At 46.6% G+C, this 13,188-nt stretch carries 13 protein-coding genes and 1 other RNA gene; all 14 read right to left on the reverse strand.

From position 1 onward, the window contains the following. Positions 1-29: 29 nt before the first annotated feature. An RNA gene (gene rnpB, locus MKY01_RS22070) (RNase P RNA component class A) lies at positions 30-439 on the reverse strand. A gap of 82 nt (positions 440-521) precedes the next feature. Beyond that, entirely contained in the window at positions 522-1,637 is a 1,116-nt protein-coding gene (locus tag MKY01_RS22075) for a Nif3-like dinuclear metal center hexameric protein (protein ID WP_076328102.1), read from the reverse strand. Next, positions 1,613-2,371: a tRNA (adenine(22)-N(1))-methyltransferase TrmK gene (locus MKY01_RS22080; RefSeq protein WP_127545259.1), complete on the reverse strand. Its 759-nt coding sequence runs from the start codon at positions 2,369-2,371 to the stop codon at positions 1,613-1,615. The genes MKY01_RS22075 and MKY01_RS22080 overlap by 25 nt, the downstream gene beginning before the upstream one ends. A 184-nt stretch (positions 2,372-2,555) precedes the next feature. Beyond that, entirely contained in the window at positions 2,556-3,695 is a 1,140-nt protein-coding gene (gene rpoD / locus MKY01_RS22085; RefSeq protein ID WP_017687256.1) for an RNA polymerase sigma factor RpoD, read from the reverse strand. A 43-nt stretch (positions 3,696-3,738) separates the two neighbouring features. Further along, positions 3,739-5,559, reverse strand: a complete 1,821-nt coding sequence (gene dnaG, locus MKY01_RS22090; protein WP_127545256.1) for a DNA primase — start codon at positions 5,557-5,559, stop codon at positions 3,739-3,741. Positions 5,560-5,606: 47 nt separating this feature from the next. Next, on the reverse strand, positions 5,607-6,095 hold the full coding sequence (locus tag MKY01_RS22095) for a YaiI/YqxD family protein (protein WP_047843776.1): 489 nt from the start codon (positions 6,093-6,095) through the stop codon (positions 5,607-5,609). A gap of 208 nt (positions 6,096-6,303) precedes the next feature. Further along, a complete protein-coding gene (gene glyS / locus MKY01_RS22100) occupies positions 6,304-8,379 on the reverse strand; it encodes a glycine--tRNA ligase subunit beta (RefSeq protein WP_127545253.1) in 2,076 nt (691 codons plus the stop codon). Beyond that, entirely contained in the window at positions 8,372-9,259 is an 888-nt protein-coding gene (glyQ, locus tag MKY01_RS22105; protein ID WP_017687252.1) for a glycine--tRNA ligase subunit alpha, read from the reverse strand. The genes glyS and glyQ overlap by 8 nt, the downstream gene beginning before the upstream one ends. A 410-nt stretch (positions 9,260-9,669) precedes the next feature. Continuing rightward, the gene (recO, locus tag MKY01_RS22110) at positions 9,670-10,422 is read right to left on the reverse strand and encodes a DNA repair protein RecO (RefSeq protein WP_047843778.1); all 753 of its coding nucleotides are present in this window, start codon (positions 10,420-10,422) and stop codon (positions 9,670-9,672) included. A 33-nt stretch (positions 10,423-10,455) separates the two neighbouring features. After that, positions 10,456-10,596: a YqzL family protein gene (locus MKY01_RS22115; protein ID WP_074095877.1), complete on the reverse strand. Its 141-nt coding sequence runs from the start codon at positions 10,594-10,596 to the stop codon at positions 10,456-10,458. Positions 10,597-10,700: 104 nt separating this feature from the next. Further along, positions 10,701-11,600, reverse strand: coding sequence for a GTPase Era (era, locus tag MKY01_RS22120; protein WP_047843779.1), 900 nt, complete (start codon positions 11,598-11,600; stop codon positions 10,701-10,703). A 37-nt stretch (positions 11,601-11,637) separates the two neighbouring features. Further along, positions 11,638-12,051, reverse strand: coding sequence for a cytidine deaminase (locus tag MKY01_RS22125; protein WP_074095878.1), 414 nt, complete (start codon positions 12,049-12,051; stop codon positions 11,638-11,640). 257 nt (positions 12,052-12,308) lie between these two features. Beyond that, a complete protein-coding gene (locus MKY01_RS22130) occupies positions 12,309-12,680 on the reverse strand; it encodes a diacylglycerol kinase family protein (RefSeq protein ID WP_127545250.1) in 372 nt (123 codons plus the stop codon). Continuing rightward, the gene (gene ybeY / locus MKY01_RS22135; RefSeq protein ID WP_036674804.1) at positions 12,680-13,177 is read right to left on the reverse strand and encodes an rRNA maturation RNase YbeY; all 498 of its coding nucleotides are present in this window, start codon (positions 13,175-13,177) and stop codon (positions 12,680-12,682) included. Before ybeY ends, MKY01_RS22130 begins: the two co-directional genes overlap by 1 nt. Positions 13,178-13,188: the final 11 nt, after the last annotated feature.

Here is a 13,188-nt window from a genome sequence, read left to right on the forward strand (position 1 = left end):
TTGTGTTGCAATAGTGTTGTTGTTGCAGTTAGGAAAGCTTACCGTAAGCCGGGTTCTGTGCTCTTCGTGGTTCATACGGGAACTACCCTCCCACCAGAAGCGACAATCATCTATCTAGGCCATACATTGCTGCACAGCTCAAGCGACCAACCTAGACACACCTCGGGCTAAGGTTGCCTCCTCCGAAGAGGCGGCTGTGTCCCATTAGGTCTTGCTCCAGATGGGGTTTACCAGGAACGAAGTCACCAGCGTTCCTCGGGGTCTCTTACACCTCGGTTCCATCCTTGCCTGTGCCGGAAAATCCGGCCATCGGCGGTCCATTTCTGTGGCACTATCCTTCAACTCGCGCTGACTGGACGTTATCCAGCATCCTGCCCTGTGGAGCCCGGACTTTCCTCTCGTGGCAACAAAGGCCACCAGCGATTGTCTGTCAAGCTTTCCGAACAACATTACATAGTATACAGGCATTTAGGTTCCCAGACAAGCTTAATATTACTGGGAGCTGCACAGCAACGATCTTTTTAGATAAACTGGAATACTTCCGTATTTACCTCTGAAGCTGTAACTTGCGTATCATATCGTTTTTCTTCCAAACGGGAACGAAGCCAATCCGCTGTTTTTGGTTTCATAATCTTCTCGGAATTATGTCCCGGGTCGATGATACACATACCTGCCATTAACGCATCATGAGCCGTGTGATAATCAATATCTCCGGTCACAATAACATCCGCACCTTTGAAGCGGGCAGTCAGCGCGTAACGGCTGCCAGAGCCGCCAAGAACCGCTGCTTTTTTGATCTGCTTGTTCAGATCTCCTACTACCCGCACATGAGGCACATTGAATTGGGTCTTCACGACCTCCACTAGCTCACCTAATGTCTTAGGATCCCTAAGGGGTCCCAAGCGTCCCAGACCGAGCGTACGGCCCTTTAAATCCATTGCATAGAGGTCATAGGCCACTTCCTCATACGGATGAGCCTTAAGCATCGCCTGAACGACCTTACTTCTCAGACTTTGGGGTACGATGGTCTCAATACGCATTTCTTCCACACGTTCCATCTGCCCTTGGGTACCGATAAACGGTTGAGTCCCTTCACCAGGTACAAATGTTCCTGTACCTTCCGTGTTAAAGCTGCACTTGTTGTATTGACCGATACTCCCCGCTCCGGCTTCCAGAATGGCCTGAAGAACCTGTTCATGATGGGTACGAGGCACAAAGACAGCCAGCTTGTACAGATGATCTGTGTGTACATCTTCCAGCGATTCTTTACTCTCGATGCCAAGTGCATCGGCCATCCAGTCATTCATCCCACCCTCGGCCACATCCAGGTTTGTATGACTGATATAGACAGCAATATCATGCTTAATCAGCTTTTCATACAATTTACCCATAGGTGTATCTGTACTCAGTGACTTAACCGGACGGAAAATGATCGCGTGATGAGCGATAATCAGGTTGGCACCGATACGAATCGCTTCGTCCACCACCTCATCCGTCACGTCCAAAGCTACTAACACGTGACGGATTTCTTTTTGCAAACTGCCAAGCTGGAGACCAATGCGGTCATCCGGTACAGCCAGATGTTTGGGAGCGAGTTGCTCCATCAGTTGAATTACAGTTTGACCTTTGGCAAACATGCCAAAACCTCCTTCAAGTTTGCGATAAGACGCTCTACCTCAGCCGCCTTGTCCCGGGAAGAATCCTGATCGGATTTGGAGATCGAGTTTACAACCCCTTGCAGTTTGATGATCTCACTTTCCCATTTGGCAAAAAATACATCCGATGGACGATCCACCAAATAAGGTCCCATCCGCAGCAACAAATCTTCCGTTAATTCTGCCCCGCCTTGAAGCGGACGTGCACGATACACCTCGACATTGGCAATCGGGCTTACAGATTGTGGCATCGCCGTTATAATCTCATAAATCTTGCCATCTTCTTCGAGCAACTGTTCTGCTACAACCACCCAGTGATGCTCCAGTAACCAGCGTCTGAGGATATCCTCACCCACATTTGGTTGCAAAATAAGTAACTGGACTCCTTCCAGTTTGGATATACCTCGGTCCAAAATAGAAGCAATCAAGGCACCGCCCATACCTGCAATGGTGATGACATCCACTTCACCCGCAGAGATCACATCAAGACCGTCTCCACGACGCACCGTGATTTTTTCTTTCAAGCCAGCATCGCTGACTTGTTTGCATGCAGCATCATGAGGGCCAGGATTGACTTCCCCGGCTACTGCACTTGCAGCTTTCCCACTGCGGATCGCGGCTACTGGTAGCAACGCGTGGTCTGAACCGATATCAGCCATCCGGCTGCCATCGGGAATTTGATCATGTATTCGCTGTAATCGATTCGAAAGTTTCATGAAGCACCTACACCATTCATTTAATTTATTGATTTGCATTGAACAAGGAAAAGCGATAAAATAAAATCCAATAAAACATTTCAAGGATGAATTTCCAAAACCAAGAAATCAAGACGTTTAAATTAAAAATAAAGGAGACCCCGCCGCCGCTAAAGCGTCTTGCGGAAAGTCTCCCATAGTTCGATTATTCGAGGAAATCCTTGAGTCGTTTACTACGACTCGGGTGACGCAACTTACGAAGAGCCTTCGCTTCGATCTGACGAATACGCTCACGCGTAACACCAAATACCTTGCCGACTTCCTCCAGCGTTCTCGTCCGTCCATCGTCCAGACCAAAACGTAGACGAAGCACGTTCTCTTCACGTTCAGTCAATGTATCCAATACATCTTCGAGCTGTTCTTTCAGCAACTCATACGCAGCAGCATCCGCCGGAGCAAGTGCTTCCTGATCCTCAATGAAGTCACCCAGATGGGAATCATCTTCCTCACCAATCGGTGTTTCCAGAGAAACCGGTTCCTGTGCAATCTTCGTAATTTCACGAACTTTCTCTACACTCAGATCCATCTCAGCAGCGATTTCTTCTGGTGTCGGTTCACGCCCAAGTTCTTGCAACAGCTGACGGGATACCCGGATCAGCTTATTAATCGTCTCCACCATGTGCACAGGGATACGAATTGTACGCGCTTGGTCAGCAATAGCACGAGTGATCGCTTGGCGAATCCACCATGTTGCATACGTACTGAACTTGTATCCTTTTTTGTGGTCGAACTTCTCAACCGCTTTGATCAGACCCATATTACCTTCCTGAATCAAATCAAGGAACAACATTCCACGTCCAACGTAACGCTTGGCGATACTGACAACGAGTCGTAAGTTAGCTTCAGCCAGACGACGCTTGGCTTCTTCATCCCCGTTCTCAATTCGTTTAGCCAGTTGTACTTCATCATCTGCCGACAACAGTGGCACACGACCAATTTCCTTGAGGTACATACGGACAGGGTCATTGATTTTGATACCTGGCGGCAAGCTCAGATCATCATCAAAGTGGAATTCGTCCTCTCCCTCTCTGGTGTTGTTCTCGGAATCTTCACTAGGACGAAGTGTAACCTCTTCATTATTTTCATTCACTACATCGATACCCAGATCGCTCAGTTGCTCATAGAACTCATCCATTTGCTCTGCATCCTGCTCAAAAGGAGAGAGTTTCTCTATAATTTCCTTGTAATTCAGCGAAGCTCTTTTCTTACCTGATTCAATCAATTGATCTTTAACCTGATCCAGTGTCAATTCTGTTTCTAGTTCAGTATGCTGATCATTCGCCATAATTCGACTCCCTCCTCCCTAGAAACATCTAATCATCAGACGTTCACTGTCTCTCTAGGGCAATCATTTCAATTGCAATCTGTGCCGCGCGTACAGAATCACCTGCCCGCTCTGCAGCAATCATTTCTTCTTTTTTCAAATCGTACTCTTTCTTACGCGGATGCTTCAGCACTTCCCTGATGCAATCATCGAGCATTTGAATACTCCATTCACCTGGACCATCCATCATCGAGATTGAACTGACCGTTTTTTCCAGACGATCGTCATGCAGTGAAGACATAAAACGGCTTGTATCCGACGGTTTGCCTTGCGCATAGTAGGCATATAGATAAGCAGCAATAGCTGCATGATCATCCAAGTTAAAAGCTTCACCAAGATGCTCATTCACGTACTGGGCAGCCTCATCATCCTGCAACATCCAGGCAATCAGTTTGCGTTCGGCAGCGTGATAAGCCGGCAACAGATTGGGTGTAGGCACCTGCCTATTTTGTTGCCTACCATTATTCCACCTTTTCGGGTTATTATCCCCAAACTGGAGGTTATTTTTCATCGCCTCCCGTTCTTCATTACACTCCTGCTTCAATGTTTCGAACGATACGTCCACTTCTGCAGCCAGTTCACGAAGATACACTTCCCTTTCTGTTGGAGAAGGTAAGGGTGCAATCAACTTTACTGCTTCTTTCGAATAGGCGATTTGTCCGCCACCCTCTAGCAGTATATGGCTTTTTTTTAAGTTTATAAGTTTAAATTTTGTAGTTGTCACGGCACCGTCCACAATCTGGTTTCGGAACCGTTCACCACCATGCTTCCGGATAAAATCATCCGGGTCAAGTCCCTCGGGAATGAGAGCCACTTTGACCTGCAATCCAGCTTCCTCAAGAATAGGGAAGTTTTTGAGTGCAGCAGCCTGTCCTGCTCTGTCGCCGTCATAACATATGATGACTTCGTCGCACATCCCTTTGAGCATCAGTGCCTGATTCTCGGTTAACGCAGTGCCCATTGCCGCTACACCATTCTGGATATCCTGGTCCCATGCGGAGATGACATCACCATATCCCTCGAACAAAATGGCTTGTCTTTGTTTGCGAATTGCATTCTTGGCATAATGCAGATTATAGAGAACACGGCTTTTGTTAAATAACCGGGTTTCCGGTGAATTTAGATACTTCGGTTGCCCATCTCCCAATATGCGTCCTGCAAATGCAATCGGCTTACCGCTCCTGCCATTAATCGGGAACATAATCCGGTCTCGGAATCGATCCACATATCCCTGACCTTCATTTCGGGGTGACAGAAGTCCACCCTTTTCCATCTCTTCGAGTGGATAGTTACGTTTCTCAAGAAATTGTACCAGTGTGTCCCAACGATTTGGTGCGAAACCAATCTGGAACTGGTCAATCAACTTGTCGCCAAAACCTCTTGAGCGTAAATACTCCATGGCTGACTTGCCGTGCTCTGTATTTTTCAACAAAAAATGATACAGCTTCGCGGTAAGCTCATAAGCCTCCAACAGACGTTCTGTCTCCGGATTCACATGAGCAGATTCACGCCCTTGCCAGTCCCCCATAGAGATGTGACTTTCTTCCGCCATCGTTTTGACAGCCTCGGGAAAGGATAACCCTTCGATTTCCATCCTGAATTTGATGGCATTTCCGCCCGTGCCGCAACCGTAGCAGTAGAAAATTTGTTTCTCAGGTGTAACGGTGAACGAAGGCGTCTTCTCGGAATGAAAAGGACAGAGGCCTTTCATATACTTCCCCTGTTTGGTCAGATGCACAAATCGGCTCACCGTATCGACAATATCATTCTGCTGTAACACCGATTCAATAATACTTTCGGGTATACCGCCTTGTCCGGTACTCATCTCTGGCCACCTTCATCTCTTCAACACGTAAATATAATTCGATAAACTTACACATTCTCCTGCAAATCTTTTAAAAGTTTTGTCAGTTTATGTTGAAACATTTCTCGATCCTGCTCTGTGAAAGGCTTTGGGCCTTTCCCGTAATGGCCTCTTTTTCGTGCTTTGGCCGCAGTATGACGAGAATCCAACATGAAATCAATGTCACGATCGTTGAACTCACGACCACGAAAGGACAAAACATAACAACGTTTGCCAAGCGCAAGTGCCGCAAGTCCATAGTCCTGAGTGATAACCACATCATATGGCTTAATATGATTAGCAATATACAGGTCTGCGCTCTGATCACTGCGATCCACTTGCACGGTTCGTACCCCTTCTCCTCCTTGAAGCAAATGATCAAATGAAGAGACTAACAATACGGGGATGTTGAAAAGGCGAGCTGTTTGCGCAATCTCGGTTTTGACCGGGCAAGCATCACCATCCACAACAATGTGGCGTATATTTAACTCACTCAAACCCAGACCACCCGGTTTCATAAAATAGCTGCATATTGTTATATACGACCCCGGCCAGGCAAAATCCTTCTGCCGGAACGAGGGAAATCAAAGGCTAAAATACGGAGCGGTTGTCAAAAATACAATTCACAACCCGTTCCGTATATTTATACCCTCATATATCCTTCTTTAATACTGAATTTTAGCTTTGCGCCAAGTCTGTGGAAAAGGACTCATGAAATTCGCCCAATTACCAAACCAACTTGGAAAAATCAGCAAATCCTTTCAAGTCACGATCAATAGCCGCGAGTAAGGCAAGTCGGTTCGCCCGAACAGCTTCATCTTCAGCCATAACCATGACCGAATCGAAGAATGAGGTAATACCATCCTTCCAGGCAGATGCAATAGCCAGTGCTTCAGCAGCATGATGCTGAGTCAACGCCTGACGATATTCTGCATTCGTTTTGCTCCATGCCTCATGTAACTGACGTTCTCCATCTTCTGTGAACAGTTCTGGATGTACGGAAGCATTGGATGCTTTGGCAGCCAGATTACCCACACGGTTGAACGATTCAACCGTTGTTTTGAATGCGTCTCCTGTCATAACAGCCGCCATCAACGCTTCACCTTTTGGAACCACAGCGCTGATATCATCGAATCCCGAAGAAATTACGGCATCCACTACGTCGTAGCGAACTGTTTCGGACAACAATTTTTTCACACGAAGACCAAAGAAGTCTTGCAGATCTTTACGAACCTCTTCATCTGCACGTTTCAACAGGTTCATCTGGGCATGCACTTGAAGTGCCACTCCGAACACATCTGACAATGTCAGCGGAAGCTTGTGATCCAGCAAAATTTGTACAATACCTGCAGCCTGACGGCGCAGCGCATACGGATCCTGAGACCCCGTTGGAATAATGTTGATGGAGAAACAACCCACGATTGTATCCATTTTGTCCGCAGCACTCACAATGGCACCAACAAGAGAAGCAGGAGATTGATCTCCAGCGAAACGTGGCTGATAGTGTTCGAATACCGCTTTAGCTACCTCTTCTTTTTCGCCAGCTTTACGAGCGTAATCCTCACCCATCACACCTTGCAGTTCCGGGAATTCTCCCACCATCAGTGTCACCAGATCGAATTTGCAGATATCTGCTGAGCGGCTAACGGATTCGGCAACATCACCGGATACTTGCAGTTTGGCAGCAATTCCATCGGCAATCTTGCGAATACGGCGCACTTTATCTCCAACCGTTCCCAATTCTTCCTGGAAGACGATACTTTCCAGCTTCGACAATGCATCCTTAATCTGTAGCTTCTGATCTTCCTCATAGAAGAACTTGGCATCAGACAGACGTGCACGCAGAACTTTTTCATTCCCTCTAGCAATAACGTCCAGTGAATCACTTCCACCGTTACGAACCGTCACGAAGAATGGCAACAATTGTCCTTCATTGTCCAGTACAGGGAAATAACGCTGATGCTCACGCATGGAAGTAATCAATACTTCTTGTGGAATGTTCAAGAATGAAGAGTCAAATGTCCCGAACAATACGGTAGGTGTTTCCACCAGGAACAGAACTTCCTCCAGCAAGTCTTCCTTAATCGCGATATCCCATTTTTTCTCCGCAGCCAGTGCCTGAATCTGCGATACAATCATCTGTTCACGTTCCTGGATATCAGCAATGACATGTTCGGAACGCAACACTTCCACGTATGAAGACGGAGTGGAGATCACAGCCTCCTTACCGAGGAAACGATGTCCGCGAGTTACATTACCCGACTTAATACCTGTCACTTCCAGATCGATAACCTCACTGCCGAGCATAGCCACAATCCAGCGGATTGGACGTACAAATTTGAAATCATAGGAAGCCCAACGCATGAATTTTGGGAACGTCATGGCATGTAATACAGAAAGTAATCCTTCGCCAACTACAGAAGCCGTCTCCACACCTTTGCTGCTCTTCGTTGCATAGATATATTCAACGCCGTTCAGTTCCTTGAACGTGAACTGGTCGGGTTCAACCCCTTGACTGCGGGCGAATCCGAGTGCAGCCTTGCTCCAATTGCCACTGTCGTCCAGGGCAATTTTGCGTGAAGGACCTTTCACTTCTTCCTCGATATCTTCCTGCTTTTCAGCCACATTGTGAATCAAAACAGCCAGACGGCGCGGTGTAGCATATGCATTCACTTCACCATAAGCAATGCGGGATGCGTCAAGCCATTTCACGAGACGCTCTTGCAGCTGTGCGATTGCTGCGCGCATAAAGCGTGCAGGTACTTCTTCCAACCCGATTTCAAACAACAAATCCTTAGACATGCTCGGCTCCCCCTTTCTTGATCAGCGGGAAGCCTAGCTTCTCACGCTCTTCCATATATGTTGCAGCGACTTGGCGAGCCAGATTACGAACACGTGTGATGTAACCCGTACGTTCCGTTACACTGATGGCTCCACGTGCATCCAACAGGTTGAACGTGTGGGAACATTTCAGCACATAGTCATATGCCGGGAATACCAGATGCTGCGCCATGGCCTTGTTTGCTTCTTCTTCATGCATGTTGAAGAGTGTAAACAGCATTTTGACATCAGATACTTCAAACGTATATTTAGAGTGTTCGAATTCTGGCTGACGGAATACATCACCATAAGTGATACCTTCCACCCATTCCAGATCAAACACATTCTCTTTATCCTGAATGTAAGAAGCCAAACGCTCCATACCGTACGTAATTTCAACAGCTACCGGATTTGTCTCGATCCCACCAACCTGTTGGAAATACGTAAATTGCGTAATTTCCATTCCGTCCAACCATACTTCCCAACCAAGACCTGCACAACCAAGGGAAGGATTCTCCCAGTTATCTTCAACAAACCGAATATCATGTTTGAGCGGATCAATGCCAAGACGTTTCAGACTTTCTAGGTAAATTTCCTGAATATTGTCCGGAGAAGGCTTGATGATGACCTGGAACTGATGATGCTGGTACAGCCGGTTAGGGTTCTCACCATAACGTCCGTCCGAAGGACGACGGGAAGGCTCCACATAGGCCACTTTCCAAGGTTCGGGTCCAAGCGAGCGTAAAAAGGTCATCGGGTTCATCGTACCTGCCCCTTTTTCCGTATCGTATGGCTGGACAATAATACAGTTATGCTCGGCCCAGAATTGTTGCAGCGTTAGAATCATCTGCTGAAAATTCATAATCATGCTCCTTTTCAATGGTTTGTTAGCAAGCTTAGGACGGTGAAGACAACAATAAATAGCCCCCGTCCTACGCCTGTTGTACAGACGTAGGGACGAGAGCTATTCCCGCGGTTCCACCCTACTTGGCTTAGATCAAACAAGATGATCCTGTTCGTTCCAGCCCACTTTTCCGTGTCCATTCATGCTCCCGAGTGCCGTTTCAAAAACCGATTCAGCCAGGCTCCCACCATCCCCGACTCGCTCATTCATGATTCCCAAGTGTTATACAACGACTTGTCTCCATAAATGCAATAAATCCAGTCTTTTACTTTCTCGTTCAATGCATGTCTCATAAAGAGAAATTATATTTCATAATATATAAAATCTAGTATGAAGTCAAGATATAGTTTCACTTCCACCAAAACGCCTCAAATCCCGTACTTCTCCATCTGATCGAGGAAAGAACGGGATTTAAGATTCAGACCAAGCTGATGATCCATAAAGGCACGCATCAACTTTTTGATCTCATCACGGGTAGATTCACTCACTGATATATTCCCCAAGCGCTGCAGATCCAACTGTGCGAACAAACGCAACAACTTCAGAGCCTTTGGACTAACTGACATCGCTGGAGGATCAAAGTGTTTGCATGCTCGACACAAGACGCCACCAAGTCTGGGACTTATAAACAACTGCTCATCTGGTCGCTCCTGGTTGCAGGAGATGCACTCATCGAACTGTGGACCATATCCGGATGCCTGTAATATTTTCATTTCGTACAGACTTGTAATAACAACCGGATCTTTCTCTTCCTTCAACGCCTGCAAACAAGCCTTTAACTGTTTGAACCAAAATGTACCTGTCTCTTCATCCTGAAGCACCCGATCCAATAGTTCACACGCATAAGAGGCATAAGAGGCCTTGACCAGATCTTCACGCAACTCATGATAGGATTCAACAATTTCTCCAGCGTTCAGTGTGCCTAGACCTGTATTGCGAAAATATACATATTGACCATACGTAAACGGCTGCACCAGTGCAGCATGTCGGCTCTTGGGCTTTTTGGCACCGCGGACGAGTACCCCTACTTTCCCGCCGCTTTCGGTGCAAAGTGTAATGATTTTGTTCCCTTCGCCGTAGTCCATGCTGCGGATGACAATCCCTTCCACCCTGTATAGCATGCCTCGTCACCTAACCATTCCCGAATCAGCCAGTTATCCTTCGGCTTCTTCATCTTCAATCACTTCCCTTGCATTATCCGACTCCTGTCCTAACGAGTTACACGCCTCGGTATATAACAAATAGGACTCTACATCCCCCGTCATCGCAAAAACCTTCCACGAAAAATCTCGCATCGGAATTTCATCCTCTCTTCGGAAATGACGTCTGCATCTACCAAATAGGATGGAGTCTTGCAAGGTAAACTATGTGTTGCAATTACTGGATACAATTCCGACGATTAGTCACGGCCAAAGCCAAGGTCACGCAGAACTCGATCCTGATTTCTCCAATCTTTTTTCACTTTAACCCACAGGTCCATGAAAATTTTGGAGCCGAGCAAGTTCTGAATGTCGTGTCGAGCTCGTTTACCCACTTCTTTCAGAAGGGCACCTTGCTTCCCGATAATGATCCCTTTTTGGGAATCCCGTTCCACAAAAATGACAGCTGAGATATAAACGACACCATTATCCTGCACTTTCATATCTTCGATCGTTACAGCAATGGAGTGAGGCACTTCTTCACGAGTCATTTGCAGAATTTTTTCACGAATCAACTCGGCACATACAAACTGCTCCGGATGGTCAGTAACCTGGTCATCAGGATAGTACTGTGGACCTTCTGGCAAATACTTGCCTAGCTGTTCCAGCAACGTGCTGACATTACTGCCAAGCATGGCAGAGACAGGAACGATTTCAGCGAAATCGTGAAGCTTGCGATACGTCTCAATGAGTGGTAGCAGCGCTTCCGGCTCAATTTTGTCAATTTTATTCATGACGAGAATGACAGGTGTACGAATGTTTTTCAACTGTTCCGCAATATAACGGTCACCGCCACCCAAACCCTCTGAAGCGTCAATCAGGAACAGTGCTGCTTCTACTTCTCCGAGCGTATTCAGAGCAGTCTGATTCATATAATCGCCAAGTTTGGATTGACGTTTGTGAATACCCGGTGTGTCCAGGAATACGATTTGCTGATGTTCGGATGTATACACACCATGAATTTTATTACGTGTGGTTTGTGGCTTGTCCGACATAATCGCAATTTTCTGTCCGATCACTTGGTTCATCAGTGTGGATTTACCTACGTTTGGACGTCCAATAATGGCTACAAAACCGGATTTAAATGCTTGTTTTTTCATATGTTCCTCCTCAGGCGCCTAGGCCTGGAATATTGGTTTATTTTTTGGCAGAATTCAGATCAGAAGGCCCAAAAGCCCAAGGTAACAGTTCAGCAACGGTGGTCTCTTGCAGATCACCTTTCAAGTTCCCCAAGATGACTTTCATATCAGGTTCACACAGTTCGTACATGACCTGACGACATACGCCACATGGAGCAATAGGACCATCCGTGTCGCCCACAATGGCAATCGCTGTGAAGCTGCGAGGCTTCTGCCCACCTGCAATGGCACTAAACATCGCCGTACGCTCAGCACAATTACCTGGGGTATAGGCAGCATTCTCAATATTACAACCATGATGCACATGACCTTCACTGTCAAGCAAAGCCGCGCCAACACCAAAATGGGAGTAAGGCGTATACGCCTTCGTACGTGCCTTAATTGCTTCTTGCATTAACAAACTGTTATCCATTAATAATCTCTCCCTTAGGGTGCAATATAAAATCAAACTAGTGCATTTACACTGGACACTCCGCTGTCAGAACAACCTTCCGAGCGCTGTTATCCCCAGATTTTTTTGATCCCTTTTAATAAGGGAAAATCCGGGGATAAAGGCGCACACTCCGTTTCTTCAGGTTTTTTCTGACCTCTCCGTTATCGTGTTTGCATCAAGTAAATTTATATTAGTGTGTAGTATTAAAATCAAATCAAAACAAGGTTAAAACAAAATCAGTACAAATCTAGCCAGCTCATCACCGGCTTAATGAAAACGATACAACCGATGATGACGGCGAATACCGCAGCCAGCAGAACTGCCCCGGCCGCGGTATCCTTTGCCGCTTTTGCCAGCGGGTGGATATGGGGGTGTGCCAAGTCAACCACTGCCTCTACAGCCGTGTTCATCAATTCAGTCACCAGGACCAAAAAGACAGCGGTCAGCACAAACATCCAATCCGTTCTTGAGATTCTGAAAAAAAAGCCGGCTACACACATCAAAATAGCCACTCCCGTGTGAACTCTCACATTACGCTGAGTCCGCAAACCATATGCGATTCCTTCCGCAGCATTGCGGAATACCAGACCCCAGGAGCGTCTTCTCATTATCGTGTCAACCCGGCCTGGGCCAATACCGCTTCTTGTTTGCCCATCATTTCAGCCTCACTTGCTTCATCCTGATGGTCGTATCCAAGCAGGTGCAAGAAACCATGGACAAACAGAAAACCAAGTTCACGTTCAAATGAGTGTCCATACTCTTCACTTTGCAGGATGGTCCGTGGTACGGAAATGATGATGTCTCCAAGAACATCCGGCATTTCTTCCATTTCTTCATCTTCGTCAAGCTCATAGATAATATCGAGCTCTTCATCCACCGTCTCGTTCATTGCAAAAGACAATACATCCGTAGGACGGTCAATACCGCGATAATCACGGTTCAACTCATGAATCTGCTCATCATTCACAAAAGTCAGAGCCACTTCCCCGTCTGCAACACCTTCTGCTTCTCCTGCGAGATTCAGCAACTGTTCCAGCATTGCAATCATCGGTTCTGTAATTTCTTTATCCTGTTGTTCATTATTCCATGCCAGATTAAGACTCATTCTTTCATAAC

This window comes from Paenibacillus sp. FSL R5-0486, from assembly GCF_037975155.1.
GTDB lineage: Bacteria > Bacillota > Bacilli > Paenibacillales > Paenibacillaceae > Paenibacillus > Paenibacillus amylolyticus.

Bases quoted from the DNA above. Each gene is read 5' to 3' on its own strand.
- MKY01_RS22075 (WP_076328102.1), bottom strand. From the start codon at position 1,637: ATGTTTGCCAAAGGTCAAACTGTAATTCAACTGATGGAGCAACTCGCT.
- MKY01_RS22080 (WP_127545259.1), bottom strand. From the start codon at position 2,371: ATGAAACTTTCGAATCGATTACAGCGAATACATGATCAAATTCCCGAT.
- rpoD (WP_017687256.1), bottom strand. From the start codon at position 3,695: ATGGCGAATGATCAGCATACTGAACTAGAAACAGAATTGACACTGGAT.
- dnaG (WP_127545256.1), bottom strand. From the start codon at position 5,559: ATGAGTACCGGACAAGGCGGTATACCCGAAAGTATTATTGAATCGGTG.
- MKY01_RS22095 (WP_047843776.1), bottom strand. From the start codon at position 6,095: ATGAAACCGGGTGGTCTGGGTTTGAGTGAGTTAAATATACGCCACATT.
- glyS (WP_127545253.1), bottom strand. From the start codon at position 8,379: ATGTCTAAGGATTTGTTGTTTGAAATCGGGTTGGAAGAAGTACCTGCA.
- glyQ (WP_017687252.1), bottom strand. From the start codon at position 9,259: ATGAATTTTCAGCAGATGATTCTAACGCTGCAACAATTCTGGGCCGAG.
- recO (WP_047843778.1), bottom strand. From the start codon at position 10,422: ATGCTATACAGGGTGGAAGGGATTGTCATCCGCAGCATGGACTACGGC.
- MKY01_RS22115 (WP_074095877.1), bottom strand. From the start codon at position 10,596: ATGCGAGATTTTTCGTGGAAGGTTTTTGCGATGACGGGGGATGTAGAG.
- era (WP_047843779.1), bottom strand. From the start codon at position 11,600: ATGAAAAAACAAGCATTTAAATCCGGTTTTGTAGCCATTATTGGACGT.
- MKY01_RS22125 (WP_074095878.1), bottom strand. From the start codon at position 12,051: ATGGATAACAGTTTGTTAATGCAAGAAGCAATTAAGGCACGTACGAAG.
- MKY01_RS22130 (WP_127545250.1), bottom strand. From the start codon at position 12,680: ATGAGAAGACGCTCCTGGGGTCTGGTATTCCGCAATGCTGCGGAAGGA.
- ybeY (WP_036674804.1), bottom strand. From the start codon at position 13,177: ATGAGTCTTAATCTGGCATGGAATAATGAACAACAGGATAAAGAAATT.